Origin of the sequence: Novosphingobium bradum (assembly GCF_042646485.1) — a bacterium.
Taxonomy (GTDB): Bacteria; Pseudomonadota; Alphaproteobacteria; order Sphingomonadales; family Sphingomonadaceae; genus Novosphingobium; species Novosphingobium bradum.
In genome coordinates this window covers 1-22,807 of the sequence record NZ_JBHRTQ010000009.1, presented here as the reverse complement: position 1 = coordinate 22,807, position 22,807 = coordinate 1, and the positions used below count along the sequence as shown (strand labels likewise).

Annotated in this window: 21 protein-coding genes and 1 pseudogene; 8 read left to right on the top strand and 14 right to left on the bottom strand. The window is 69.7% G+C overall.

Annotation, left to right across the window (positions count from 1 at the left end; all coding sequences use genetic code 11):
* Window positions 1-2: 2 nt before the first annotated feature.
* The 9 genes from ACFOD9_RS10430 to ACFOD9_RS10390 form a co-directional block, all read right to left on the bottom strand.
* Window positions 3-1,067 (bottom strand): FemAB family XrtA/PEP-CTERM system-associated protein, encoded by a 1,065-nt coding sequence (locus ACFOD9_RS10430; protein WP_379510054.1) that lies wholly within the window; start codon window positions 1,065-1,067, stop codon window positions 3-5.
* The gene (locus ACFOD9_RS10425; protein ID WP_379510230.1) at window positions 1,064-1,924 is read right to left on the bottom strand and encodes an XrtA system polysaccharide deacetylase; all 861 of its coding nucleotides are present in this window, start codon (window positions 1,922-1,924) and stop codon (window positions 1,064-1,066) included. The genes ACFOD9_RS10430 and ACFOD9_RS10425 overlap by 4 nt, the downstream gene beginning before the upstream one ends.
* Window positions 1,925-1,953: 29 nt before the next feature.
* Window positions 1,954-3,165, bottom strand: a complete 1,212-nt coding sequence (locus tag ACFOD9_RS10420; RefSeq protein WP_379510053.1) for an XrtA/PEP-CTERM system-associated ATPase — start codon at window positions 3,163-3,165, stop codon at window positions 1,954-1,956.
* Window positions 3,166-3,187: 22 nt separating this feature from the next.
* The gene (locus ACFOD9_RS10415; RefSeq protein ID WP_379510052.1) at window positions 3,188-4,921 is read right to left on the bottom strand and encodes a preprotein translocase subunit YajC; all 1,734 of its coding nucleotides are present in this window, start codon (window positions 4,919-4,921) and stop codon (window positions 3,188-3,190) included.
* 9 nt (window positions 4,922-4,930) lie between these two features.
* Window positions 4,931-5,944, bottom strand: a complete 1,014-nt coding sequence (locus tag ACFOD9_RS10410; RefSeq protein ID WP_379510051.1) for a capsular biosynthesis protein — start codon at window positions 5,942-5,944, stop codon at window positions 4,931-4,933.
* A gap of 10 nt (window positions 5,945-5,954) precedes the next feature.
* Entirely contained in the window at window positions 5,955-7,472 is a 1,518-nt protein-coding gene (locus ACFOD9_RS10405; protein WP_379510050.1) for an XrtA system polysaccharide chain length determinant, read from the bottom strand.
* 31 nt (window positions 7,473-7,503) lie between these two features.
* On the bottom strand, window positions 7,504-8,148 hold the full coding sequence (locus ACFOD9_RS10400; RefSeq protein ID WP_379510049.1) for an XrtA/PEP-CTERM system exopolysaccharide export protein: 645 nt from the start codon (window positions 8,146-8,148) through the stop codon (window positions 7,504-7,506).
* Between the two features lie 248 nt (window positions 8,149-8,396).
* Window positions 8,397-9,623, bottom strand: coding sequence for a pyridoxal-dependent decarboxylase, exosortase A system-associated (locus ACFOD9_RS10395; RefSeq protein WP_379510048.1), 1,227 nt, complete (start codon window positions 9,621-9,623; stop codon window positions 8,397-8,399).
* Window positions 9,620-11,146, bottom strand: coding sequence for an acyl-CoA ligase (AMP-forming), exosortase A system-associated (locus tag ACFOD9_RS10390; protein WP_379510047.1), 1,527 nt, complete (start codon window positions 11,144-11,146; stop codon window positions 9,620-9,622). Before ACFOD9_RS10390 ends, ACFOD9_RS10395 begins: the two co-directional genes overlap by 4 nt.
* A gap of 89 nt (window positions 11,147-11,235) precedes the next feature.
* Here ACFOD9_RS10390 and ACFOD9_RS10385 point away from each other — a divergent pair, with 89 nt between their 5' ends.
* From ACFOD9_RS10385 to ACFOD9_RS10370, 4 genes are read left to right on the top strand one after another with little or no spacing between them, the layout of a single operon-like run.
* A complete protein-coding gene (locus ACFOD9_RS10385) occupies window positions 11,236-12,243 on the top strand; it encodes a GNAT family N-acetyltransferase (protein WP_379510046.1) in 1,008 nt (335 codons plus the stop codon).
* Window positions 12,240-12,503, top strand: coding sequence for an acyl carrier protein (locus tag ACFOD9_RS10380; protein WP_379510045.1), 264 nt, complete (start codon window positions 12,240-12,242; stop codon window positions 12,501-12,503). Before ACFOD9_RS10385 ends, ACFOD9_RS10380 begins: the two co-directional genes overlap by 4 nt.
* 10 nt (window positions 12,504-12,513) lie before the next feature.
* The gene (locus tag ACFOD9_RS10375) at window positions 12,514-13,173 is read left to right on the top strand and encodes a hypothetical protein (RefSeq protein ID WP_379510044.1); all 660 of its coding nucleotides are present in this window, start codon (window positions 12,514-12,516) and stop codon (window positions 13,171-13,173) included.
* Window positions 13,173-13,949: a hydrolase 1, exosortase A system-associated gene (locus ACFOD9_RS10370; RefSeq protein ID WP_379510043.1), complete on the top strand. Its 777-nt coding sequence runs from the start codon at window positions 13,173-13,175 to the stop codon at window positions 13,947-13,949. Before ACFOD9_RS10375 ends, ACFOD9_RS10370 begins: the two co-directional genes overlap by 1 nt.
* Here ACFOD9_RS10370 and trxB read toward each other — a convergent pair whose 3' ends face one another.
* The gene (trxB, locus tag ACFOD9_RS10365; protein ID WP_379510042.1) at window positions 13,950-14,921 is read right to left on the bottom strand and encodes a thioredoxin-disulfide reductase; all 972 of its coding nucleotides are present in this window, start codon (window positions 14,919-14,921) and stop codon (window positions 13,950-13,952) included. It abuts the gene before it with no gap.
* Between the two features lie 198 nt (window positions 14,922-15,119).
* On the opposite strand from trxB, the gene ACFOD9_RS10360 reads away from it, so the two are divergent.
* Complete coding sequence (locus ACFOD9_RS10360) at window positions 15,120-15,836, top strand: hypothetical protein (RefSeq protein WP_379510041.1); 717 nt, start codon at window positions 15,120-15,122, stop codon at window positions 15,834-15,836.
* Window positions 15,837-15,895: 59 nt separating this feature from the next.
* Complete coding sequence (locus ACFOD9_RS10355) at window positions 15,896-16,771, top strand: alpha/beta fold hydrolase (RefSeq protein ID WP_379510040.1); 876 nt, start codon at window positions 15,896-15,898, stop codon at window positions 16,769-16,771.
* 65 nt (window positions 16,772-16,836) lie between these two features.
* Here ACFOD9_RS10355 and ACFOD9_RS10350 read toward each other — a convergent pair whose 3' ends face one another.
* The gene (locus tag ACFOD9_RS10350; RefSeq protein ID WP_379510039.1) at window positions 16,837-16,971 is read right to left on the bottom strand and encodes a hypothetical protein; all 135 of its coding nucleotides are present in this window, start codon (window positions 16,969-16,971) and stop codon (window positions 16,837-16,839) included.
* A gap of 181 nt (window positions 16,972-17,152) precedes the next feature.
* On the opposite strand from ACFOD9_RS10350, the gene ACFOD9_RS10345 reads away from it, so the two are divergent.
* Window positions 17,153-17,977 (top strand): flagellin N-terminal helical domain-containing protein, encoded by an 825-nt coding sequence (locus ACFOD9_RS10345; RefSeq protein WP_379510038.1) that lies wholly within the window; start codon window positions 17,153-17,155, stop codon window positions 17,975-17,977.
* 157 nt (window positions 17,978-18,134) lie between these two features.
* Here ACFOD9_RS10345 and ACFOD9_RS10340 read toward each other — a convergent pair whose 3' ends face one another.
* From ACFOD9_RS10340 to ACFOD9_RS10330, 3 genes are all read right to left on the bottom strand, one after another.
* Window positions 18,135-19,697 carry a DHA2 family efflux MFS transporter permease subunit gene (locus ACFOD9_RS10340; protein WP_379510037.1) on the bottom strand — a complete coding sequence of 521 codons (1,563 nt, stop codon included), beginning with the start codon at window positions 19,695-19,697 and terminating at the stop codon, window positions 18,135-18,137.
* Entirely contained in the window at window positions 19,694-20,140 is a 447-nt protein-coding gene (locus ACFOD9_RS10335) for a MarR family winged helix-turn-helix transcriptional regulator (protein ID WP_379510036.1), read from the bottom strand. Before ACFOD9_RS10335 ends, ACFOD9_RS10340 begins: the two co-directional genes overlap by 4 nt.
* A gap of 582 nt (window positions 20,141-20,722) precedes the next feature.
* On the bottom strand, window positions 20,723-21,259 hold the full coding sequence (locus ACFOD9_RS10330; protein WP_379510035.1) for a hypothetical protein: 537 nt from the start codon (window positions 21,257-21,259) through the stop codon (window positions 20,723-20,725).
* Window positions 21,260-21,828: 569 nt separating this feature from the next.
* Between ACFOD9_RS10330 and ACFOD9_RS10325 the strand changes: the two are divergent.
* Window positions 21,829-22,807: pseudogene (locus ACFOD9_RS10325) on the top strand (hypothetical protein); the annotation flags it as partial.

Below are 22,807 nucleotides of genomic sequence, written 5' to 3'. Positions count from 1 at the left end.
GCTCAGCCCAGCCCGCGCGCGATCAGCGGCCCCAGGCGGTTCGCCACGGCCAACGGCAGCTTCTGCCAGGCCGCGATCAGGGCGCGATGCTTCGCGCTGGTCGGATCGGCATCGCGGGCTTCTGCCCCCGGCGCGGTCCAGGCGGCATAGGTCAGCGGCTCGGGCGCGAAGCCCCAGTTGCGCTTGAAGTGGAACGGGCCGCTGTTGGTCTTGGAGCGCCCGAAATCGAAGCGGGTGCAGCCCCGCCTTCGGGCATGGACCATCAGCTCGAAATACATCCGGTCATTGGCCCGCAGGGCGCGCGCGGCCTGAACGCCCCCGCCCCAATAGGGCATGACCGCGCCCCGGTGATAGAGCGAGAGCACGCTAGCCACCGGCTGGTCCCCGCTCCACACGGTCAGGATATCGGCGCTCTCGCCCAGCCGGTCGAGCACGGCCTCGAACAGCGCGCGCGGAAACACCGGGGTGCCCAGATTGCGGACGCTGGTCGCATAGACGGCATGGTGCGCCGCCCGGTCCCGCGCCGATCGGCCCACGGTAATGGCAAGATCGCGCTCCAGCCCCTTGCGAACCTCGGCGCGCTGCTTGCGCGGAATGGCGAGCAATTGCGCCTCGTCGCTGGCCGCCAGCGGGGCCACGAAGCCGCAGTGCGCGTCCGCCTTGATCCGCCAGCCCTCGCCGGCGGGCGGCATGGCGCCGCCGCGCAGCTCGATCGCCGGGCACGAGCGGCGCTGGGCCAGCTCCGCCGCCGCCGCCAGCAGGGGCGCCGGATCGGCCCCCTCGGCCAGCAGCAGCCCCCCGCCCACGGCAAAGCCGGTGGACGCCAGCACCCGCCCGAACAGCGGGGAATGAATCTCGCTCAAGGGCAGGTAGCCAGCCACCTGCCCGCCCGCCTCGGCCACCAGCGCCAGGGCGCGGGCGCCCGTTCCTTCCTCCACCGCCGCCAGCCAGTCGGCCCCGTGAAACGGCGTCGCGGCCGGATGATCGGCCAGAAAGGCGCGCAGGGCCGGCTCGGCCGGATCGGCCAGCCGCACCACGGTGCGGGGCAAGGCAAAGGGCGCGTTCATGCCGCCAGGGCCAGCGGCGCGGCGGCGCGGCTCAGCCCGTCCACCACCGCATCGACCCGCCCCCAGGAAAAATCGCGCAGCAAGCGCTCCAGCTTGCCGGCCATCCGGCCAAGCCCGGTATAGTGGCGCAGGCGCGAGCGCAGCGGGGCGTGGTCCACGCGCGGCTGGCCGGGATCGACCTCCCACGGATGGAAATAGAACACCCCCGGCTGGCCCAGCGCGTTGACCTGCCGGAAAGCCCAGCGGGTGAACGCATAGGGCAGCACCCGGAAGAACCCGCCGCCCCCCGCCGCCATCCGCCGCCCGCCCCATTGCGCCGTGGTCACCGGCAGTTCGATGAGCGCACTGTCGGCCAGCGGGCGAAAGGCAAAGCGCGGCGCGGCGCGCCAGCCATAGTGATCATGAACCACCGGGGCCACGCTGGAGGAATAGGCATGGCCCTGCTCGGCCAGCACGGCGAAGGCCCAGGGCGTGCGCGCATCGATGGAAAAGCTGGGCGCGCGATAGCCGCGCACCGGCGCCCCGACGGCATCTTCCAGCGCCCGGCGGGCCTGGGCAAGGTCCGTCGCGAAGCCGGCCGCGCCCAGCGTGAACACGCGGGCATGGTCCCAGCCGTGGCTGGCCACCTCGTGCCCGGCCTCGTGGATCCGCCGCACCAGCGCGGGATGGCGCGCGGCCACCCAGCCCAGGGTGAAGAACGTGGCCTGCACATTGGCGGCGGCGAACAAGTCCAGCACCCGCGCGCAGCAATCTTCCACGCGCGGGGCAAGGCTCTCCCAGTCGCCGCGCGCGATCGCCTGCTCGAAGGCGCCGACCTGGAACCATTCCTCCACGTCGACCGAAAGGGCATTCAGCACGGCCACCGGTGCAGGCTCCTTGCCGACGGTCAGGCAGCCACCTTCTGGTCGCTCTCCAGCCACTCGATCAGCATGGCGAGCGTGTGCTTCACGCTGGCCTCCTGCTCGACCATGCGCTGCTCCAGCGACCCCAGCCGGCCGGCCATGGCGTTCATCCGTTCGGTAAGCGCGGCGATATCGGCCTTGAGGGCCGCATCGTCGACGATGACCGCACTGGAGGCCGCCACCGGCGCCGGCGCTGGCTGCTGCTCCATCACGTTGGCCAGCTCGATCACCGCCTGTTGCAGCTCGGCGATCAGGGCATCGCGCTCGTTGAAGGCGTCCTTCATTTCCGCGAAAGGCACGGCATCGATCGGCGCGGCGAAGGGGGCCGGGGCATGGTGGACGGCTGCCGCCGCCTCGACCACGGGCGCGGCCGGCGCCAGCGCGGTATCGCTGGCCACCTCCTCCAGCACCCGTGCGAACAGGTCCATGTCGAAATGGTCGCGCTCTTCCACCGCGCCCATCAGGAGCAGGCGGTTGGCCAGCTGATTGATCCGCCGCGGCACACCGCCGGTTGCCTCGTAGAGCGCCGGATAGAACTCGGGCGCGAACGAAGGTCGCCCGCCCCAGCCGACCAGCTTGAGCCGGTGCTCGAAATAGGGCTGCACCTCCTCGGCATCCATGGCTTCAAGGTGATGGGTGGCGATCACCCGCTGGCGCAACTGCTCCAGCCGCGGGCTGGATTGCAGGGTGTCGCGGAATTCCGGCTGGCCCAGCAGCAGGGTCTGCAGCAGCGGCTGGTTGCCAAGCTGGAAGTTGGAGAGCATCCGCAGCTCTTCGAGCGCCTCGATCGAAAGGTTCTGCGCCTCGTCGACCACCAGCAGGCAGCGCCGACCGCCGCGCGCCTCGGCATGAAGCAGGCCTTCGATCCCGGCCAGCGCGGTCGCCTTGTCATGCCCGTCGATGACCAGCCCGAAGGACTGCGCGACGACGTGGATGATCTCGTCGCCGTTGAGCGCGCTGGTCACCACCTGCGCGGCGGTCAGCCGCTGCGGGTCGATCGTGGCCATCAGGTGCGCGACCAGGGTCGACTTGCCCGACCCGATCTCGCCGGTGATGACGATGAAGCCCTCGCCCTGGGCCAGCCCATAGCCGAGATACGACAGCGCCTTGCGGTGGGTCAGGCTCTCGAAATAGAAGGCCGCGTCCGGGGTGAGCTGGAACGGGCGAGCGGTGAAGCCGTAGAAATCTTCGTACATGGCGGAAAAACCCCTGTTCGGCTCAGAAGAAGGAATAACGCAGGCCCAGCATGGCCGAGGCGTCCCAGGTATCGGGCGCCTTGCTGCGCTGGATGCCCTGGATCGAAAGGGCGGCATTGGCGGAAAGGTGGTCGCCCAGCGATCGGCCATAGCTGGCATTGGCCCCGATCGCGGTGCCGTCGTTGCCATCGAGCCGGCTCTGGAACCAGTCGACATAGGCGAAGGTGGCGAAGCTCGAACTGCGGTCGATCTGGCCGTTGAGCCAGGCCGACACCCACGCATTCTCATCAAGCAGGCCATTGGCGCTGGCAAGCACCGTGCCCGGCGCGGCGATGAACTTGCGCCGGTCGTAGCCCGCGCCCACCCCCCAGCCCAGCCGCCCGGCCGAAACCGACCAGCTTGCCTGGATCCCGCGCGAACGGAACGTGGCCGAGCGAAGCCCGCCCAGCGCGCCGGTCAGGCAGGCGCTGCCCTTGGTCGTCGCCGGATCGCGCGCGGCCACGCAGCCATTGATGTCGCCAGTCACCGCATTGCGGTTGACCTCGAAATCGGTCGGCAGCTCCACCAGCGCGCGGTTGAGCTCGCCGCCCAGCCCGGCGATGGAATCGTAGACCGAGATGTTCAGCGCGCTACGCCGCGTCGCCCGCCAGCCGAACGAACCGTACCAGGTCGTCGAACCGTAGCGCCGGCCGACATGGGCCTCCAAGGCGGTGCGGCGGCTGGGTCGCCAGGTCACCCCGGCATCCCAGATCAGGCCGCTGGTGTCATAGGCGATCCGGCGCGGGGCGCTCTTGTCGGTGACATAGCGGCCATTCTGGACGACCGGCAGGTGGGTGATGGGATCGATCGCGGCATCCCGGCTGGAAACCCGCACCTTCTCATAGCCCACCCCGCCCACCAGCGAGACGGTGTCGGACACCGGCACGGCAAGGTCGGCCCGCAGGTTGAGATCGTTGATCCGCTGGTCAAGGTTGGAAATATCCTCGCGGTACCAGCCGCCGCCGATCCCCACGCCCACCGGCAGGGCATCGCCCGGCGCGGTCCCGGCATGGAGCGAGGCCATCTGGGTCACCGAATGGTCGAACAGGTCGACATTGGCGGCAGCGCCCGGGGCCACCACCGCGCCGGGCGAACCCACCTCGGTATAGCCGATCCGGTAGGCGCCGTTCACCGCCACGTCGCCGGCATGGGTCGCAAGGCTCGGCCCGGCATAAGCCGACCACAGCCGGGTCGACTGGCCGGGATTCACCCCGCCCGGCAGCGCGGCGCCGCCATCGCTGCTGGTGCGGGTGGCCAGCGCGCCGGCCTCCAGCGATAGCGTGCGCGGGATCAGGCCCACCGAGGCGCGCGCCAAGCCCGACAGCGTATCGCCATCATCCGCCTTGCCATAGCCGAAGCGGCGCTCGTAGCGCACCGAGAAGCTGGCCTGGGTGTTGCGGCCATCAAGCCCGCCATCCACCCCGGCGGCCAGGCTCGACCAGGTGAGCACGTCATGGCTGGGCGCCAGTTGGGCACTGATGACCTGCGCCGCCTCGATATAGGGCGAAAGCCGCGCCCGGCCATGGCGGCCCCGGTGCCCGCCCGCAGGCGCGGCCGCATCGGCGTCGTCGCTGGCGGCTTCGGCGGAACCAGCGCCCTCGCCGCCCCCGACCGAAGCCTTGCCATAGGACAGGCTCTGCGCCCCCGCGCCGCCCGGAACGGCCAGCGCGGCAAGCATCACGCCCGCCAGCATCGCGTTGATCTTGCTACGGTTCATCACCCCGCCCTATCCCGAATATCCGTAGTACGACCCGAACCGCCTTCCGCTTGGCGAGAACTGCACCGCATTGAGCAGCAACTGGATGTTCGGGCAGCCGGCGAGGAGCGCGATGGCATCCTCCAGCGCGCTCTGCCCGGTGGCATCGGCGCGGGCGACGACCAGCGCCTGGCCGACGTATTTGGCCAGCTCCGCGGCCGGCGATGCCGCCAGCGCGGGCGGGCTGTCGAAGATGATCATGCGGTGCGGCGCCCCTTCGGTCAGCCGGTCCAGCACCGCGCGGGTGCGCGAGGAGGCCAGGTATTCGGTGTCCGAGGTCGTGGCATTGCCCGCCGGCAGGACCCACAGGCCCGCGATGTCGGTGCCCAGCACGCAGTCGGCGACATCGATCGCCGGATCGCTCAGCGCGTCCATCAGCCCCGGCCCGCCCGGCAGGCCCAGCGCGGAAAGCACCGAAGGCTTGGCGAAATCGGCGTCGACGAGAACCACCTCGCTCTCCTTCTCGGCGGCGATCGCCAGCGCCAGGTTGGTCGCGGTCCAGGTCTTGCCCTCGCCCGGCAGCGGCGAGCAGATCAGCACCCGCTGGGCCGCGGCGCCCAGCGATCCGCGCAGCTGCGCGGCCTGGAGCAGGAGCTGGCGCTTGACGATGCGGAACTCCTCCAGCAGCCCGGTCACGCTGCCCTCGGGCACGATCAGCCCGGCCTCGCGCAGGTGCGCCCGGTCGATCGGATGACGGGTATCGGGGAAGCGCACCGGGTGCGCGGCCAGCGCCGGCTGGACCGGCGCGGGCGCAACGGCGGCCGCGATCGGCGCAGGCGCGGGCACGGGCACGGGCGCCGGCGCGGAAGCCGGCTCGATGGTCAGCTCGCGCATCACCACCCGGCGCTGCTGCTCGGGCGGCAAGGGCTTGGCGATGCCGCCCATGCGCGACAGGTCGAAGCCGGCGATGGCCCGCTCCACCGAGGACCGCGCCCTGGCCTCGTGCGGCTGGTCGGGCAGCGGGATCTTGCTCTGTTCGGTCATGCCCGCCCTCTCACGCCACCATCTGCCGCTGGACGAATTCGATTCCCAGCAGGAGCAGGAACACCGCGCCCAGCGCGGCGCTGCCCGCCATGAAATACTTCAGCCGCCTGGCCTCGATCCGGCGGGTCGCCTCGGTGCGGACCAGCGAGATCGCGCCCAGCACCGGCAGGCCCAGCGCCTGTTCCAGCCGGGCGCTGGTCTGGAAGGTCTTGCGAAGCTGGCCCAGGCCGAAGGCGCCGGCCACCCCGCCGCCAAGCCCCACCACCAGCACGGCGAACAGCAGCAGCGGACGATTGGGCGCCGCGGGGCTGCGCGGCGTGGTCGGCGGGTCGATCACCTGGAACTTGACCGCGCTGCGCTCGGTTTCCACCTGCCCGCGCAGGCGCAGCGCCTCGCGGTCCTGGAGCAGCTTGTCATACTGCTGCTTGAGCACGTCATAATCGCGGCTGATCCGCTGGGCCTCGGCGGCCACCGCCGGATTGGCGCTCTGCTGGGCGTCGACGCGGGCGAGATCGGCCTGGGCCGCCGCCCGCCGTGCCTGCAAGGCCTGCAAGCTCGCCTGCTTTTCCGCGCGGATCGACTGGAGCGAGGCATAGGCCGGGTTGGGCACGCCGCTGCCCGGCCCTTCCGCCGCCGCCGCGCCGCGCAGCTGGGCCACCTGGGCCTTCATCGCGATCACGTCGGGATGGCTGTCGGTCAACCCGCGCGCGCGCATGGCCGAAAGGTCGGCCGAGGCCTGGGCCAGCGCCCCGCGCGCGCCGCCGGCGGCCACGCCCGGCATCGAGGCCGGCGTTCCGGCGAGCTGGCCGTTGATCGCCGCCAGCGAGCTTTGCGCGGCGGCAATGTCGGCATCGATCCCGCGCAATTGCATCCGCGCCGCTTCCATCCGCTGGAGCAGGCCCGCGCCGCCTTCCGACAATTCGGGATACTTCGCCTCGAACACCAGCCGGCGCTGCTCGGCCTCTTCCAGCTGCTTCTGGCGGGCGGTGAGCTGCTGGTTCATGAATTCGAGCGTGTCGGTCATCTCGCCGCGCCCGCCGGCGAGGTTTTCCTCGTGGAAGATGTCGATCATCTTCTGGACCACGTCGTGGCTGAGCCGCGCGCTTTCGGCGTCCGAGCGGCTGCCGTCGGACGACAGCGCGGTGATCTCGAACAGGTTGTCCTGCTGGCTGACGACCTTGACCGCCTTGCCCAGCGCCAGCACCGCGGCTTCCATCTGCTTGGGACTGGCAATGCCGTCGCCCAGCGCCGTGCCGCGCACCACCTTCTCGAGGTTGATCGCGCTGGTCAGGGTCTGGCGCACGCGATCCATGTCGCGGCGCCGGTCGCCCACGCCGATGCCGATCTGCTCGGCCAGCGGATCGTCGAGCTGGACGAAGATCCGCGCCTTCGATTCGTAGGAATTGGGAATGGCGGCCACGGCCAGCCAGCCCACCAGGCAGATCGCCCAGGCCACGCCCAGCGCGATCCACTTGCGCGACCACACCGTGAACAGGGCGGCGCGCAGTTCCTCGATGAGGCCGTTCATGGGCACAGTCCGTTCATGCGGGCGGCCCTGCTCAGAACGTGCTCTCGGGGATGATGATCACATCGCCCGGCATCAGCATGACATTGGCCTTGCTCGCGCCCTTGCGGAGCAGATCACCCAGGCGCAGCGCGAATTCCTTCTGCTGGCCGCTCTCCTTGTCGAAGCGGATCAGCTTGGCCTTGTTGCCAGCGGCATATTCCGACAGCCCGCCCACCGCGATCATCGCGTCAAGCACGGTCATGTTGGCGCGATAGGGGATCGAGGCCGGCTTGGTCGTCGCGCCCACCACGCGGACCTGCTGGCTGAAGGTCCCGGCAAACTTGTTGACGATGACCGAGACCAGCGGCTCCTGGATATATTGCGAAAGCTGGAGCTTGAGATCCTCGGCCAGCATCGAGGGCGTCTTGCCCACGGCCGGCATATCGGTGATCAGCGGGGTGGTGATGCGCCCGTCGGGCCGCACCTGCACGCTCGCCCCCAGTTCCGGATTGCGCCACACGAAGATCGTCAGCTCGTCAAGCGGGCCGATCACATAGTCCTCGCCCGGCCCTTCCTGCATGGCCACGAACGAGGCCGGCGGCAGCTGCGGACCGCTGGCGCTGCCCGCGCATCCACCAAGCGCAACAGTGCCCATGGCGCAGCCGGCCAGCAGCAGGGAAACGCGGGTCAGGGGCATCAGCGGCAGTCCTCGCTTGCGGCCCGGCCACGCCCGCGGGACAGGTCCCGCGGCGCAAACCGCGCCAAATTCTCCCCTCCGCTATGGTGGAAAAGGGTGAACAAGCGGTTAGTGATCAACCATTGCAGGCGCCCTTGCGCGCCCCGATTTGCCCCAGTCCCACGGCGGGACACTTGCGCTGTCAGGGATTACTTCGCTCGACGCGAACGGAAGGCCGGGCGTTGGCGCTCAGACCAACGCCCCCGATATCACACCATGATTTCGCGCGCCGGCCCCTGGCCCAGGAACTGCATCGGACTGGCGGTCGCGCCATAGGCGCCGGCGCAGAACACGGCCACCAGGTCGCCCGGCTCAGCCCGCGGAAATCCGCCCTTGTCGGCCAGCCGGTCCAGCGGGGTGCACAGGCAGCCAACCACGCTGGCCTCCTCCTCCACCGGCGCGCCGAACCGCGTGGCGATCGCCACCGGGTAATTGCGCCGCACCACGGTGCCGAAATTGCCCGAAGCCGCCAACTGGTGGTGCATCCCGCCGTCGCAGACGAGGAACACCTCGCCATGGCTCACCTTCCGGTCGATCACCGTGGTCAGGTAAACCCCGGCCTCGCCCACCAGATAGCGGCCCAGCTCCACGCAGAATTCGGTTTGCGCCAATTCCGGCGGCAAATCGGCCATCCGTTCGGCCAGCGCCGCGCCCACGGCCATGACATCCAGCGGCGCATCGCCCGGAAAATAGGGAATGCCAAAGCCCCCGCCCAGGTTCAGGTGCGGCAGGGCCAGGCCGGATTCGCTCGCCAGCCGGGCGGCCAGCGCCAGGGTCCGGGCCTGGGCCTCGATGATAGCATCAGCTGATATCGCCTGGCTGCCGGCGAAGATGTGGAAGCCGCGCCACTCGGCCCCCGCGGCCGCGATCCGCCGGGCCAGGGCCGGCACCCGCTCGGCGTCGAGGCCGAAGGGCTTGGCCCCGCCGCCCATCTTCATGCCACTGCCCTTGAGGTCGAAATCGGGGTTCACCCGGATCGCCATCCGCGCCGTCACCCCCAGCTCGCCCGCCAGCCGCAAGGCCCGCTCGGCCTCGGCCTCGCTTTCGAGGTTCAGCGTCGCCCCGGCGGCCAGCGCGGCGGCCAGTTCGGCATCGCGCTTGCCCGGCCCGGCAAAGCTGATCCGCCCGGCCGCGACCCCAAGTTCAAGCAGTTTCTGAAGTTCGCCGCCGGAAGCCACGTCGAACCCGTCCACCAGTTCCGACATGGCTTGAAGAAGCGCAGGGAACGGATTGGCCTTTATGGCATAATGCACATGGACCCGCTCCGGCAAGGCGCGCCGCAGCAAAGCCACCCGATCGGCCACCATCTGGCGCGAATAGACAAACAGCGGCGTGCCGCCCGCCTCGCGCACCAGTTCACGCACATCCTTCGATCCTATGGAAAGAATGCCATCCTTATCATTGAATCCATGTGGAATAGGTCCAAGCGGCTTCATCCCGCCAACTCCGCCGCCAGCCCGGTCCGATCCAGCTTGCCATTCGGCCCGATCGGCATTTCCGAACGCCAGTGAATGGCCTTTGGCTGCATGAAATTCGGTAATTCCGCCATGAGTTTACGTGGCAGTTCTTCCTCCATGCCTGAAATTCCTGGCGCAGCCCGTACCACCAGGTGGACCGCCTGGCCCAGCCGCTCGTCCGGCAGGCCCAGGGCCACCGCTTCGGCCACCAGGCCAGTGGCCAGCGCCGCCTCCTCGATCTCCTGCGGGCTGATCCGGTTGCCGGCCGACTTGATCATCGCATCGCGCCGCCCGACGAAATAGAGCAGCCCATCGGCATCGCGCCGCACCCGGTCGCCCGACCACACCGCCGTGCCGCCATGGGCCGATTGCGCCGGCGCGGGGCGAAACCGTTCCGCCGTCCGTTCGGCATCCTGCCAGTAGCCCTGGGCCACCAGCGGCCCGCAATGCACCAGTTCGCCCTCCTCGCCGTCCGCCGCCACGCGGTTCGCCTCCGCCATGACCAGGATCTCGGCATGGGGAATTGCCTTGCCCATCGAGGTGGGATGGCTGTCGATCAGGGCGGGGTCGAGGAAGGTCGAGCGAAATGCCTCGGTCAGGCCATACATGGCGAAGATCCGCGCCTGCGGAAACAGCGCCCGCAGCCGCCGCACCAGCCCTTCGGTCAGCGCGCCGCCGCTGTTGGTCAGCCGCCGCAGCCGGGCCGCCACTTCCGCCGGCCAGTCCAGCTCGGCCAGTTGCACCCACAAGGGCGGCACGGCGGCGAGCGTGGTGATATCATGGCGCGCTATCGCCTTCACCACGTCGCGCGGGGTGAGATAGTCGAGCGGCGCCACCGCGCCACCGGCGTGCCAGGTGGACAGCAGCTGGTTCTGCCCATAGTCGAACGACAGCGGCAGCACCGCCAGGGTGCGATCTTCGCGCGCAAGGCCAAGGTAGGTGGCCACGCTCTCGGCCCCCAGCGCCATGTTGGCATGGCTCAGCATCACGCCCTTGGGCCGCCCGGTCGAGCCGCTGGTATAGAGGATCGCGGCCAGGTCGCCCGGATCGGCCGCGCTCGGCCCCAGCGGCCGGTTCAAGGCCTCGGTCAGGGCCAGGGCATCGGCTTCCGCCACCACCCGGCATCGCGGCGTGATATCATCCGGCTCCAGCGTGGCCAGCCGCGCCGGCGAGCCGAGCAGCAGGGCGGCCCCGCTATCGGCCAGGATATGGGCGACCTGCGCCCGCTTGAGCAGCGGGTTGACCGGCACGTGGACCAGCCCGGCCCGCGCTGCGGCCAGCGGCATCAGGCAGGCCAGTTCGCCCTTGGCCACCCAGCTCGCCACCCGCGCGCCCGGTTCGGGCACCACATGGCCAAGCCAGCCCGCCAGCAGGGCGATACGCGATCTTAAGTCCTGGTATGTCAGGACGCGGTCGCGCAACAGGAGCGCGGGGTCCAGGTCCCGGCCGGTCAGCGCGAGATGGTCGAGCGGCCGGATCGCGGGGCGGGTTTCAACAGGCACCAGGCTCTCTCGCGCTCCATGACCGGCGGGGCAAGGTGATAGCCGTAGAGTATCTTGGGGACTTGTGCAAAGCATCGCGGGAGCCGGCCGTGGCCGCGCTGCTCGCCGCCGCGCGCGCGCCGTTCGACCGGGCCGAATGGTGGGACGGCCTTGCCCGGCACTGCGATATCACCCCGCGATATGCCCTCGCCCGCCACGCCGACGGCAGCGCCGCGCTGTTCCCGCTGACCTGCGCCGGCGGCGTCGCCCGGCCACTTGCCAACTGGTACACCTTCCGCTGGCGCCCGCTGGTCAGCCCCGGCGCCGATGCCCCGGCCCTGCTCGCCGCGCTTGGCGCCGATCTTGCCCGCCGCTGCTGGCGCATCGAACTCGATCACCTGCCGGGCGAGGACGGCACGGCCCAGTCCCTGGCCGAGGCGCTCAGGGCCAGCGGCTGGCGGGTCGCCATGTCACAGCATGATATCAACCATGTCCTGCCGGTCGCCGGGCGCAGCCATGCCGCCTATCTCGCCGCCCGCCCCGGCCCCTTGCGCTCCACCCTCAAGCGCAAGGCCGGCCGCGTCGCCTGCGCGGTGCTCACCCGCTTCTGCCCCGAAGCCTGGGCCGCCTACGAGGCGATCTATGCCGCCAGCTGGAAGGGCGAGGAAGGCTCGCCCGCCTTCCTGCGCGCCTTCGCCGAGGCCGAGGGCGCCGCCGGGCGCCTGCGCCTCGGCCTTGGCCGGATCGACGGCCAGCCGGTCGCCGCCCAGTTGTGGACCGTGGAAGGCGGCACGGCCTTCATCCACAAGCTCGCCTACCGCGAGGAGGCCCGCGCCCATTCTCCCGGAACCGCGCTCACCGCCGCCCTGATGGCCCATGTGATCGACACCGACCGGGTGGACCTCGTCGATTTCGGCACGGGCGATGATCCCTACAAGCGCGACTGGATGGAACAGGCCCGCCCGCGCTACCGGATTTCGGCCCTGCGCCCCGCCGATCCGCGGTCCTGGCCTCACCTGGCGCGCGCCCTGGCAAGCAAGGCCCGCGCCGCCTTGCCCCCGCGCCCCGGCACGGCTAGAGGCGCGCCACTCCTGTTTGATGGGCAAAGGCCACAATGACCACCGAGCTTGACCGCACCCTGCGCCAGATCCTTGCCGACGTGCTCGGTCTCGCCCCTGAACGCGTGGCCACCTTCGCTGGCGATACCGGCCTGTTCGGCCACCTGCCCGAGCTGGATTCGATGTCGGTCGCGGGCCTGCTTACCGAGATGGAAGACCGCCTCGGCTTCATCATCGAGGATGACGAGGTCGATGGCGAACTGCTCGAAACCTACGGCGCCCTGCTCGCCTTCGCCGCCGCCAAGCAGGTCCAGGGCTGAGCCTGCCCCGATGATCGCCGGCTGGCCCTGCCCGCCTTCCGGCGCCCGCGAATACGCCCTGGCCATCGACCATGACCGGCCTCGCCGCCTGCTGGTCGTCCCCGCCCTGTTCGACGAGGCCAACCGCCTGCGCCGCTTCACGGTGGAAGCCCTGCGCGCGCTCGATGCGGCCGGCGTCGATGCCCTCCTGCCTGACCTTCCCGGCACCAACGAAAGCCTGGCCTCCCTCGCCGCCCAGTCGCTGGAAACCTGGCGCGAGGCCATGGCGGCGGCGGCCCTCCATTTTGGCGCCACCCATGTCCTCGCCCTGCGCGGCGGCGCGCTGGTCGCCCCCAACCTGCCCGGCTGGGCGCTGGCTCCGGTGGGCGGCGCGGCAGTCCTGCGCCAGATGCTGCGCGTCCGCCTGCTCTCCGCCCGCGAGGCCGGCCAGACCGAAAGCCGCGAGGAGCTGCTCGAAACGGCCCGGCACGAAGGCATCGAACTGGCCGGCTATCCGCTGGGCGCCGCGATGATCGCCGGGCTGGAACAGGCCGAGGCCAGCCCCGCCCTCGCCCCCATCGCCCAGGCCGACCTCGGCGGCGGCGCGCTCTGGCTGCGGGCCGAGCCGGACGAGGATGCGGCGCAGTCCGCGCGGCTGGCGCAGATCGTTGCAGCAGGCTTGCAGGGCTGATGCGGCGCCATTGCCTCTTCGCCTGTGAGGGCGCCGAACTGGTCGGCACGCTGGACGAGGCGCCGGGCACCACCGGCCTGCTGATCGTCTCGGGCGGCAACGAATTGCGCTCGGGCGCCTGGGGTGGACAGGCGCTGCTGGCCGCCCGCATCGCTGCCGCCGGCTTCCCGGTGTTCCGCTTCGACCGGCGCGGCGTGGGCGACAGCACGGGCCGGAACGGCGGATTCCGCGGCGCCGGCCCCGATATCGCGGCGGCCCTCGCCACCTTCCGACAGGAAGCCCCGCAGGTCACCCGCATGGTCGCCTTTGGCAATTGCGACGGGGCGGCCGCCCTGATGCTGAACGCAGGCGCCGGCGCCCAGGCGCTGGTCCTCGCCAACCCCTGGACCATCGAGGAAGAATCCGCCGCCGAAGCCCCCGCCGCCGACAGCCTGCGCGCCCACTATCGCCAGCGCCTGAGCGATCCCGCGGCCCTGCTGCGCTTGCTCAAGGGCGGCGTCTCGCTGGGGCCGCTGCTGCGCTCCCTTGCCGGCGCTGCCCGCAAGGCTCCGACCGCCACGCTTGCGGGCGAACTCAAGGCCGGCCTCGCGCAATTCGCCGGCCCGGCCACGATCCTGCTCGCGGCGCGCGACCGCACCGCGCAGACCTTCCTCGCGCGCTGGGACAGGGCCGACCCGCGCCTCAGGCACTGCCCTGGCGCGAGCCATTCCTTCGTGGAAGCCGAAGCGCGCGACTGGCTGGCCGAGCGATTGCTCGAAAGCCTGTCGGCGCCCTGATCAGGCGGTGACCTTCGCCGCGCTGGCCGCGGCAAATTCCCGCTCGGCCACGAACCGTTCCGCATCAAGCGCGGCCATGCAGCCCGTGCCGGCGGCGGTAACCGCCTGGCGGTAGGTGTGGTCCATCACGTCGCCGCAGGCGAAAACGCCGGGGATCGAGGTCTTGGGCGTTCCCGGCTCGACCACGATGTAGCCCGCCGCGTCGAGTTCCAGCTTGCCGCGGAACAGCTCGGTGGCCGGCGCATGGCCGATCGCCACGAAGGCGCCGTCGGCCGGGATCACGCTGGTCTCGCCGGTCACGGTGTCGATCACTTCCACGCCGGTCAGCCCGCCCGGCAGTTCGCCGACGAAGCCCTTCACCGCCTTGTTCCATTCGACCGTGATGTTGGAATGGGCGAACAGGCGATCCTGGAGGATCTTCTCGGCGCGGAACGAATCGCGGCGGTGAACCACGGTCACGTCCTGCGAATGGTTGGTGAGGTAGAGCGCTTCCTCCACCGCGGTGTTGCCGCCGCCGATCACCACCACCTTCTTGCCGCGATAGAAGAACCCGTCGCAGGTGGCGCAGGCCGAAACGCCCTTGCCGCCAAGCTCGGCCTCGCCCGGCACGCCCAGCCAGCGCGCCTGGGCGCCGGTGGCGATCACCAGGGTCTCGCCTTCATAGACGTCGCCCGAATCGGCGATGGCGCGGAACGGCGGGCCGGACAGGTCCACCTCGACGATCGTGTCCCAGATCATCCGCGTGCCCACGTGCTCGGCCTGGGCCTGCATTTCCTGCATCAGCCACGGCCCCTGGATCACGTCGCGGAAGCCGGGATAATTCTCGACATCGGTGGTAATCGTAAGCTGGCCGCCCGGTTGCAGCCCCTGCACCACGATCGGCTGAAGGCCGGCGCGCGCGCCGTAGATCGCGGCGGTGAGGCCAGCCGGGCCGGAACCGATGATCAGCATACGGGTGGTGTGGGTCGCCATGGGGTCCTTCCGTCCAGTTGGGCGCGAAATAGCCATGGCCTGACCGGAATGCCAGTGCGGCGGCGGCAATTTTGCCGACTTTGATCCGGATCAAGGACAAATTTGCAAAAATGCTCTTGCGAATGATTTTCAATAACAGCTAACGGGCAACCGCACGCCAGGGAGGACCCTTTGAACAGAATCGCAATTTCCCCGACCATGACGGCTGCCATCACGGCCGCCATCATCGCCATTGCCGCCCCCACCGCCGCCCATGCCGCGCCCGGTCTGGCCGACGAGGTCTATGCCGCCACCGTCCAGGCCGGCGAGCCGGAAGTGGAGCTGCGCTACGGCCGCCTCGGCGGCGGCCCGGACCACGGCGAGGACGCGCTCAAGGTCGAAGCCGGCTATGGCGTGACCGACCGCCTGCGCCTGGCCGGGGTCTTCGAATTCGAACGCGAGGCCGGCCTCTCGCGCAAGGCCGAGGCCGCCTCGCTCGAGGCGATCTACGCGCTGGGCAAGGCCGGCGGGATCGACGTGGCGCTCTATGGCGAATACGAGATCGGCTTCCACGGGCCGGACAAGGTGGAAACCAAGCTCCTCCTCCAGCGCCGCACCGACAAGTTCGACCTGCGCCTCAACCTGATCGCCGAAAAGCCCCTGGCCAGCGGCAGCAAGGTCGAACTGGGCTATGCGGCCGGCGCCTATGCCGCGGTCGGCGGCGATATCCAGCTCGGGGTCGAGGCCTATGGCGAACTCGGCAATTTCAGCCGCTTTGCCCCCCATGCCGAACATTTCATCGGCCCGGTGGCGAAATTCGAGATCGAGGGGCTGGGGCCGGAGCTGGGCCTCCAGCTGGGCTATCTCTTCGCGCTCGACAAGGCGCGCGACGATACCGACGGCCAGCTCCAGGTCCGCCTCGAAATGGAGTTCTGATCGGAAGCGATCGGCCGGGGGCCATTGACGAAGCGGCATTCGCCTGAAAGGTCAAAACGATGGATATCCCCGGCCCCACCTCGCACAGCTTCGTCTCCCAGCGCCTGCGCCTGCGCTATGTCGACTGGGGCAACCCGGACGCCCCGCCGCTGATCCTCCAGCACGGCGGGCGCGACCATTGCCGCTCGTGGGACTGGGCGGCGCAGGAACTCCGCAAGGACTGGCACGTGATCTGCCCGGACCTGCGCGGCCACGGCGACAGCGACTGGTCGTCGGATGGCGACTATGCGATGTCGAGCTACGTCTATGATTTCGCGCAGCTGATCCACACCCTGGGCTATGATCAGGTCACCGTCGTCGCCCACTCGCTCGGCGGCACGGTCACCTCGCGCTATGCCGGGGTCTTCCCCGAGCGCGTCCGCAAGCTGGTCAACATCGAGGGGCTCGGCCTTTCGGCGCGCGACATGGAAGAACGCTCGGCCAAGTCCTATGGTGACCGGTTCCGCGAATGGGTGGTCGCGCGGCGGCGGCTGGCCGCGGTCATCCCCTCGCGCTATCCCACGATCGAGGCGGCCTGCGCCCGGATGAAGGAGGCCAACCCCTTCCTCTCCGACGCCCAGGTGAGCCACCTCACCATCCATGCCGCCAACCGCAACGAGGATGGCACCTGGAGCTGGAAGTTCGATCCGGCGCTGCGGGTGTTCAACCCCTTCGAAGCCGCGATCGACGACATCCACGAGCTGTGGCCGGCGATCACCTGCCCGGTCCTGCTGCTGTGGGGGCACGAAAGCTTCTTCGACACGCCCGACAAGGACGGCCGGATGGACTTCTTCCGCGATGCCCGCCTCAAGGTCTACGACAAGGCCGGCCACTGGCTGCACCATGACCAGTTCGACCAGTTCATGGCCGACGTGAGCAGCTTCCTCGCCGAATAGGCGGCGCGGCAAGGCTGGCGGGCGGGCTGGCGGGCGGGACTGGCGGGCGGGACTGGCGGGCCGGGCTAGCCGGCGGCGAGCAGCCAGGCCACGCCGACCGCGAGCATGAGGACATAGGCGCCCAGGATCACCGCCCGCGCGGTTTCCATCGCGCCCTCCCGGCTGGCGGGGGGCGAATGCGAAGTCTTGCCTTGTGCCATGGCGTGTCATCCCGATCGGTTGCCCAGCTTCAACGCCCGGCCGGGGCCGGGGTTTCCGCCGCGCGCCGCAATCCGGCGGCGAATTGGCGGCCGCGCCCTTAATTTTCGCGCCCGCCTGCCGGTCTTGGTTGCGACAGTGGCGGGAACCCGCGTTCCCCCCAATGCCACCGGGAGCAGACACATGGCCGTTATCAACACCAATATCAGTGCGTTGCGCGCGTCGAACGCGTCCATCGCCGCCAACAAGATGCTCGGGACGGCGATGGAGCGCCTGTCCACGGGCAAGCGCATCAACAGCGCCAAGGACGATGCCGCGGGCCTTGCCATCGCCACCTCGATGACTTCGCAGATCAAGGGCATGGGCCAAGGCATCCGCAACGCCAACGACGGGATCAGCCTCGCGCAGACCGCCGAGGGCGCCCTGTCGGAAGTGTCCAATATGTTGCAGCGCATCCGCGAGCTGGCCGTCCAGGGCGCCTCGGGCACCTTCCAGACCAGCGACCGCGCCGCGATGCAGTCGGAGGTGACCAACCTCACCCAGCAGATCAGCGACGTGCTGGGCAACACCACCTTCAACGGGATCACCCTGTTCAGCACCACCGCCGGCACCGATGTCACCATCGACATCCAGACCGGGGCGGAAAGCGGCCAGGTCGTCACCCTCACCTCGACCGCGATCGATGGCACCAACATCAGCGCCACCGCGCTCGACGTGACCACGACCGCGCTCGCCTCGACCACGATGGACAACGTCGATCTTGCCCTGAACGACGTGAACGCCGCGCGCGCCTCGCTGGGCGGCGGGCAGAACCGGCTGGAATCGGCGGTCAACAACATGACCAGCAACATCGCCAACCTGTCCGACGCGCGCTCGCGCATCGAGGATGCGGACTATTCGGTCGAAACCACCAACATGGCCAAGGCCCAGATCCTCAGCCAGGCAAGCACCGCGATGATCGCCCAGGCCAACCAGGCCCAGCAGAACGTTCTCTCGCTGCTGAAGTAGCCCCGCCCACCGGTTCCGGCTCCGGCGCTGCGCCTCGCGGGCGCCGGGCTGCTTCCCCCGCGGTTCGCCGCCCGGTCCGACCCCGCCCCGCGCGGGGGCGGGCCTTGGCGCGGGTTCGGCCCGGGTTCGGCCCGGGATCAGCCCGGGATCAGCGCGGTCAGTGCGCGTCGGCGCTGCCGCGCGCGCCGCGAAAACGCGTCTGGTCCATGCGCGGCACCATCCAGATCGCCGCGGCCGAAACCAGCATGGCGATCGCCCCGACATAGAAGGTCTGGATCATGGCCAGGGTCACCGCCTGGCGATCGACCAGGGCACTGAGATAGCCTGCCGCCGCCGTATCGGTCAGGCCCGCCCGGCCAAGCGTGGCGCCGACATTGGCCGGATCCAGCCCCTCCACCAGCCCCGCGCGCGAGACCACCTGGGCGCTGTTCCAGGTGGTCAGGATCAGCGCCGTCGCCACCGCGATCGACATGGTGCGAACGAAATTGTTGAGCCCCGCGCCGGTCGGCACATCGTCGGAACTCATCGAATTCATGGTCATGCTGGTCAGCGGCATCAGCAGCATCGGCATCCCGAAGCCCTGGAGCGCGAAGATCCAGGCCAGGGTGAAGGTATCGGCATCCGTGCTCCAGGTCGTGCGCGCGATGAAGCTGCCCGCCGCCCAGACGCAGCCCATGGTGACCAGCACGCGCGGATCGAGCCGGGGCGCGAGGCGCAAGGTCAGCTGGGCCGAGAGCATCGAGGCAAAGGCGCCCAGCGCGGTGATCATCCCGGCCGAGGTGGCCGAATAGCCCATGGTCGCCTGAAGCCACTGCGGCACGGTCACCAGCCCGCTGAAATAGGCGCCGAAACACAGCGAACTGGCCGCCACGCAGGTGGCAAAGGTGCGGTTGCCGAACAGGCGCACGTCGACCACCGGGTGCTCCTCGGTCAGCTCCCAGACGATGAAGGCAAGGAAGGCAACAACCGCCGTGACCGTCAGCGCAATGATCTCGGTACTGGCGAACCAGTCGCGCTCGCGGCCGGTGTCGAGCATCAGCTGGAGCGAGCTGATCCAGATCACCAGCAGGATCATGCCCACCCGGTCGATCGGCACCTTGCGCGCCTCCGATTCAATGGGCCGCAGGGTGAGCAGCCCGATCATCATGCAGAAGGCGCCGATCGGCACGTTGATCAGGAAGATCCAGTGCCAGCTGACCTGGTCCGACATCGCGCCGCCGATGATCGGCCCGAAGGCCGGCCCCAGCATGACCGTCAGCGTCCAGACCGCATAGGCCATCGGCAATTGTCGCGGCGGGAAGATCCGCAGGACCGCGGTCTGTGCGATCGGCAGGATCGGCCCGCCGCACAGCCCCTGCCCGATCCGGCAGGCGACCAGCATCGGCAGGGTCACCGACAGCCCGCACAGCAGCGAAAACAGCGAGAACCCGGCCAGCGAGACCATGAACACCCGCACCATGCCGAAGCGCTGGATCAGCCAGCCGCTCAGCGGCACGCAGATCGCCTCGGCCACGGCATAGGAGGTGATCACCCAGGTGCCCTGGTCGGTCGTCGCGCCCAGGTTGCTGGCGATATGCGGCACCGACACGTTGGCCACCGTGGTGTCGAGCGTCACCATCAGGTTGGCCAGGAAGATCACCATGGCGGCGATCGGCCGCTGGCCCGGCGGAATCGGAAAGCCGTCGTCCGCCGGCGCGGCCCTGCTCGCGGCCCTGCTCATGATCCCGCCCCTTCATCCGGCAGGCCCGATCGCGCGATATTGGCCATCATCCGGCCCAGCACGGCGCGCGCGGTGGCCAGGTCGGCCTCGCCGATCCCCGCGCCAAGGTCTGCGCCCAGCGCCTGGGCCAACGGCCGCAGCCGGTCGAGCCGCGCCCAGCCGGCCTGGGTCAGGTAGAGGCGGCGCGCCCGGCGATCGGCCGCGTCGCGCTCGCGCCGGACCAGCCCGGCCGCTTCAAGGCGGTCGACCAGCCGGCACAGCCCGATCGCGTCCATCTCCATGATCTGGGCGAAGTGGACCTGGTTGGTGCCCTCGTGCCGGGCCAGGGTCGCCAGGGCGAGCCATTGCTCGCGGGTGACGCCCAGGCCGCGCGCGCGCGATTCGAACGTGCGCGTCAGCAGCCGCGCCGTATCCCAAACCAGTCGCGCCAGATCCTCGGTCATTGCTCAGCGCAATTAAGAACACACTTACAACATGGCAAGCGCTGATAATCAGTGCCCGCGCCGACCGCCCCGCCACCCCTCGCGCAAGGGTGACTCCGTTCGGGAAAATCGGCCCCGCGCGTGGTGCGCCGCACAAGTTCTCGCACGCGCAACACGAGCAGTCCCCCAGCACCCTCGCTTGGCGCGCCCAAGCCGCGCCGGTAGACTGCACGGGTCAGCACCAGCACGGAGACCCCTCGTGGAGTGGCTCTATATCGATTATTCGGAAGCCGAACCGCGCTTGCTGGCCCTGCTGTGCGGCGCCACCATCGCGCTGACCGCGGCCCTCTACACCTGGATTCTCTGACCGGCGGCGATCCCCTGACAGGTCTGGCCCCCTGACCGGCGTCGGCTGACCGCCGTTCCGTCCGGGCATTGCCCGCGTCCGCACGGCCCACTTGCCTCCGGCGCCCCATCCCGGACAAGTCCTGTCGCCGCGCGATGGCACGCCCGGCACCGGCCCTTCACCGGCGCGCCTCGCCTGACGCTCCACCATGGCCGCGACGGCCAACCCGGGCACCCCGCCCGGATGACCGCCCCGGATCAGCGCCCCTGGGGCACCCGCCCCGGCTGGCCCTGCCGACCGGTGGCGGTCGGCGGCGGCGGTGCGGCGGCGGCCGGTCCCGGCGCGATCGCGGCAATGGTCGCCGGCACGATCGACACGCCGAACAGCCGCCACCGGCCCTGCAGCCACTGGTAGTAGAGATCGAACCCGATCGCCGTCGGCCTGAGGCCGAAGTAGCCTTTCACGTGCAGGACATCCGGGTTCATGATCACCGGGGCCGAGGCATAGGTCGGCGCCAGGAGCATGGTGTTGGACAGATCGACATTGCTCGACCGCAAGCTCTCGAACACCCGGACAAGCTTCGCCGCATCGTTCTCCATCTGGAAGGCCGGCGCGGAAAGGTCGCGCAGCACCGAATAGTTGCCCGCCTGGTTGGCATGGTCCACCGCCGCCATGGTCGACCAGATCAGCTTGGCCAGCTCCAGCTCATTGGGGACCGGCATAGGCGATGGTGGCGGGGTCAGCGACTGCGAGGGCGGCGGGGCGCCCTGCGCGCCAGCGGGCGAACCAGCCATGACCCACGCGGCGGCGGCAATGATGGCGCCGACCGTCCGGAACTTCCCCACAAGAACGCCGCAAGCTGCTGATTTCACGCGATGATCACCCTCTGCACAGATCCCCTCCCGGGGCGGAAGAAAAATTCCTGTGCAGCGATGATAGATAATTCCCGAAGCCTTGGCCACACCTTCCCATCGCCTGATATTCGGCAATATTTTTGTGCAAATTCATATCGTTAACTGGTTACGATCGAGTTTCCCCGGAAATTGCCACGGGACGTGGAAGGGAGGCTGGCGGTTAACCCTCCCCGAAAAGTATCTTCCAAAGGTTAGGTCGGGCCTCATCAAGAGCTTGCCCTATCTTCGATTTCCGGCGATGCATCAGCCCAAGTGTGAGTCGCATAGTTTTTGTCAGGCTAGGGGGCCGGCAAAAGTAACCTTAACAGCGCGCTTTCGCTGTCGATCTGGGGGTATTGAATATGGTACTGAAGGGCGGCCAATCGGCCCGTACGTCCAAGAAAATTTCGTCGAATTTTCTTGCCATTACGGGTGATCTCGTCAGCTCGCGGCGCCAGCGCAAGAGGATCATGGCCATCCTCCGCATGGCGACCCGGATCCTCGGCATCGGCCAGAAGGCGCGCATCGGCCGCCTCGGCTCGGCCTCGGTAACCGCGCTCCTCGCCGGCCTCGGCTTCGCAACCGCGTCGGTCCCGGCCTATGGCCAGGCCACGGCGGACGACGGGTCAGGCCCGTCCGTAACCCTCCCGGACATCGCGATCGATGGCACGGCCACCGCGGTCGGCAACGGCTCGAACGCCATCGGCACTTTCGCCAGCGCCTTCGGGGCCAACTCGAATGCCATCGGCGCCGGCGCCACCGCATCCGGCGCGTACTCCAACGCCATCGGCGACGTGGCAACCGCTTTCGGCGGCTACGCCAACGCCGTCGGCAAGGTCGCCACGGCCACCGGCGGCTACTCCACGGCCAATGGCGCCTATGCCACGGCCACCGGCGGCTATTCGGTCGCCAATGGTGATCAGGCAACGGCCACCGGTGCCGGCGCCAATGCCCAGGGCATCTTTGCCACGGCTTCGGGCACCGTCGCCAACGCCTTCGGCGCCAACGCTACCTCCACCGGGGTGAGCGCGCAGGCCATCGGCGACTTCGCCACGGCCACTGGCAACAGCGCCAATGCCGTTGGCGCCAACGCCACGGCCACCGGCACCCTCGCCAACGCCACGGGCGCCAACGCCACCGCCGCGGGCTCCTCGGCCCTGGCTTCGGGCGCTGACGCCACCGCGTCGGGCTCCAACGCCAACGCCACCGGCGCCAATGCCACGGCCACCGGCACCTCGGCTCTCGCCGCCGGCGCCAATGCGACCGCCACCGGCACCCTCGCCAACGCCACAGGCGCCAACGCGACCGCCGCAGGCTCCTCGGCCCTGGCTTCGGGCGCCGACGCCACCGCGTCGGGCTCCAACGCCAACGCCACCGGCGCCAACGCCACGGCCACCGGCACCTCGGCTCTCGCCGCCGGCGCCAATGCGACCGCCACCGGCACCCTCG

Bases quoted from the DNA above. Each gene is read 5' to 3' on its own strand.
- ACFOD9_RS10430 (WP_379510054.1), bottom strand. From the start codon at position 1,067: ATGAACGCGCCCTTTGCCTTGCCCCGCACCGTGGTGCGGCTGGCCGAT.
- ACFOD9_RS10420 (WP_379510053.1), bottom strand. From the start codon at position 3,165: ATGTACGAAGATTTCTACGGCTTCACCGCTCGCCCGTTCCAGCTCACC.
- ACFOD9_RS10415 (WP_379510052.1), bottom strand. From the start codon at position 4,921: ATGAACCGTAGCAAGATCAACGCGATGCTGGCGGGCGTGATGCTTGCC.
- ACFOD9_RS10410 (WP_379510051.1), bottom strand. From the start codon at position 5,944: ATGACCGAACAGAGCAAGATCCCGCTGCCCGACCAGCCGCACGAGGCC.
- ACFOD9_RS10405 (WP_379510050.1), bottom strand. From the start codon at position 7,472: ATGAACGGCCTCATCGAGGAACTGCGCGCCGCCCTGTTCACGGTGTGG.
- ACFOD9_RS10400 (WP_379510049.1), bottom strand. From the start codon at position 8,148: ATGCCCCTGACCCGCGTTTCCCTGCTGCTGGCCGGCTGCGCCATGGGC.
- ACFOD9_RS10395 (WP_379510048.1), bottom strand. From the start codon at position 9,623: ATGAAGCCGCTTGGACCTATTCCACATGGATTCAATGATAAGGATGGC.
- ACFOD9_RS10380 (WP_379510045.1), top strand. From the start codon at position 12,240: ATGACCACCGAGCTTGACCGCACCCTGCGCCAGATCCTTGCCGACGTG.
- ACFOD9_RS10375 (WP_379510044.1), top strand. From the start codon at position 12,514: ATGATCGCCGGCTGGCCCTGCCCGCCTTCCGGCGCCCGCGAATACGCC.
- ACFOD9_RS10370 (WP_379510043.1), top strand. From the start codon at position 13,173: ATGCGGCGCCATTGCCTCTTCGCCTGTGAGGGCGCCGAACTGGTCGGC.
- trxB (WP_379510042.1), bottom strand. From the start codon at position 14,921: ATGGCGACCCACACCACCCGTATGCTGATCATCGGTTCCGGCCCGGCT.
- ACFOD9_RS10360 (WP_379510041.1), top strand. From the start codon at position 15,120: ATGACGGCTGCCATCACGGCCGCCATCATCGCCATTGCCGCCCCCACC.
- ACFOD9_RS10355 (WP_379510040.1), top strand. From the start codon at position 15,896: ATGGATATCCCCGGCCCCACCTCGCACAGCTTCGTCTCCCAGCGCCTG.
- ACFOD9_RS10350 (WP_379510039.1), bottom strand. From the start codon at position 16,971: ATGGCACAAGGCAAGACTTCGCATTCGCCCCCCGCCAGCCGGGAGGGC.
- ACFOD9_RS10345 (WP_379510038.1), top strand. From the start codon at position 17,153: ATGGCCGTTATCAACACCAATATCAGTGCGTTGCGCGCGTCGAACGCG.
- ACFOD9_RS10340 (WP_379510037.1), bottom strand. From the start codon at position 19,697: ATGAGCAGGGCCGCGAGCAGGGCCGCGCCGGCGGACGACGGCTTTCCG.
- ACFOD9_RS10335 (WP_379510036.1), bottom strand. From the start codon at position 20,140: ATGACCGAGGATCTGGCGCGACTGGTTTGGGATACGGCGCGGCTGCTG.
- ACFOD9_RS10330 (WP_379510035.1), bottom strand. From the start codon at position 21,259: ATGGCTGGTTCGCCCGCTGGCGCGCAGGGCGCCCCGCCGCCCTCGCAG.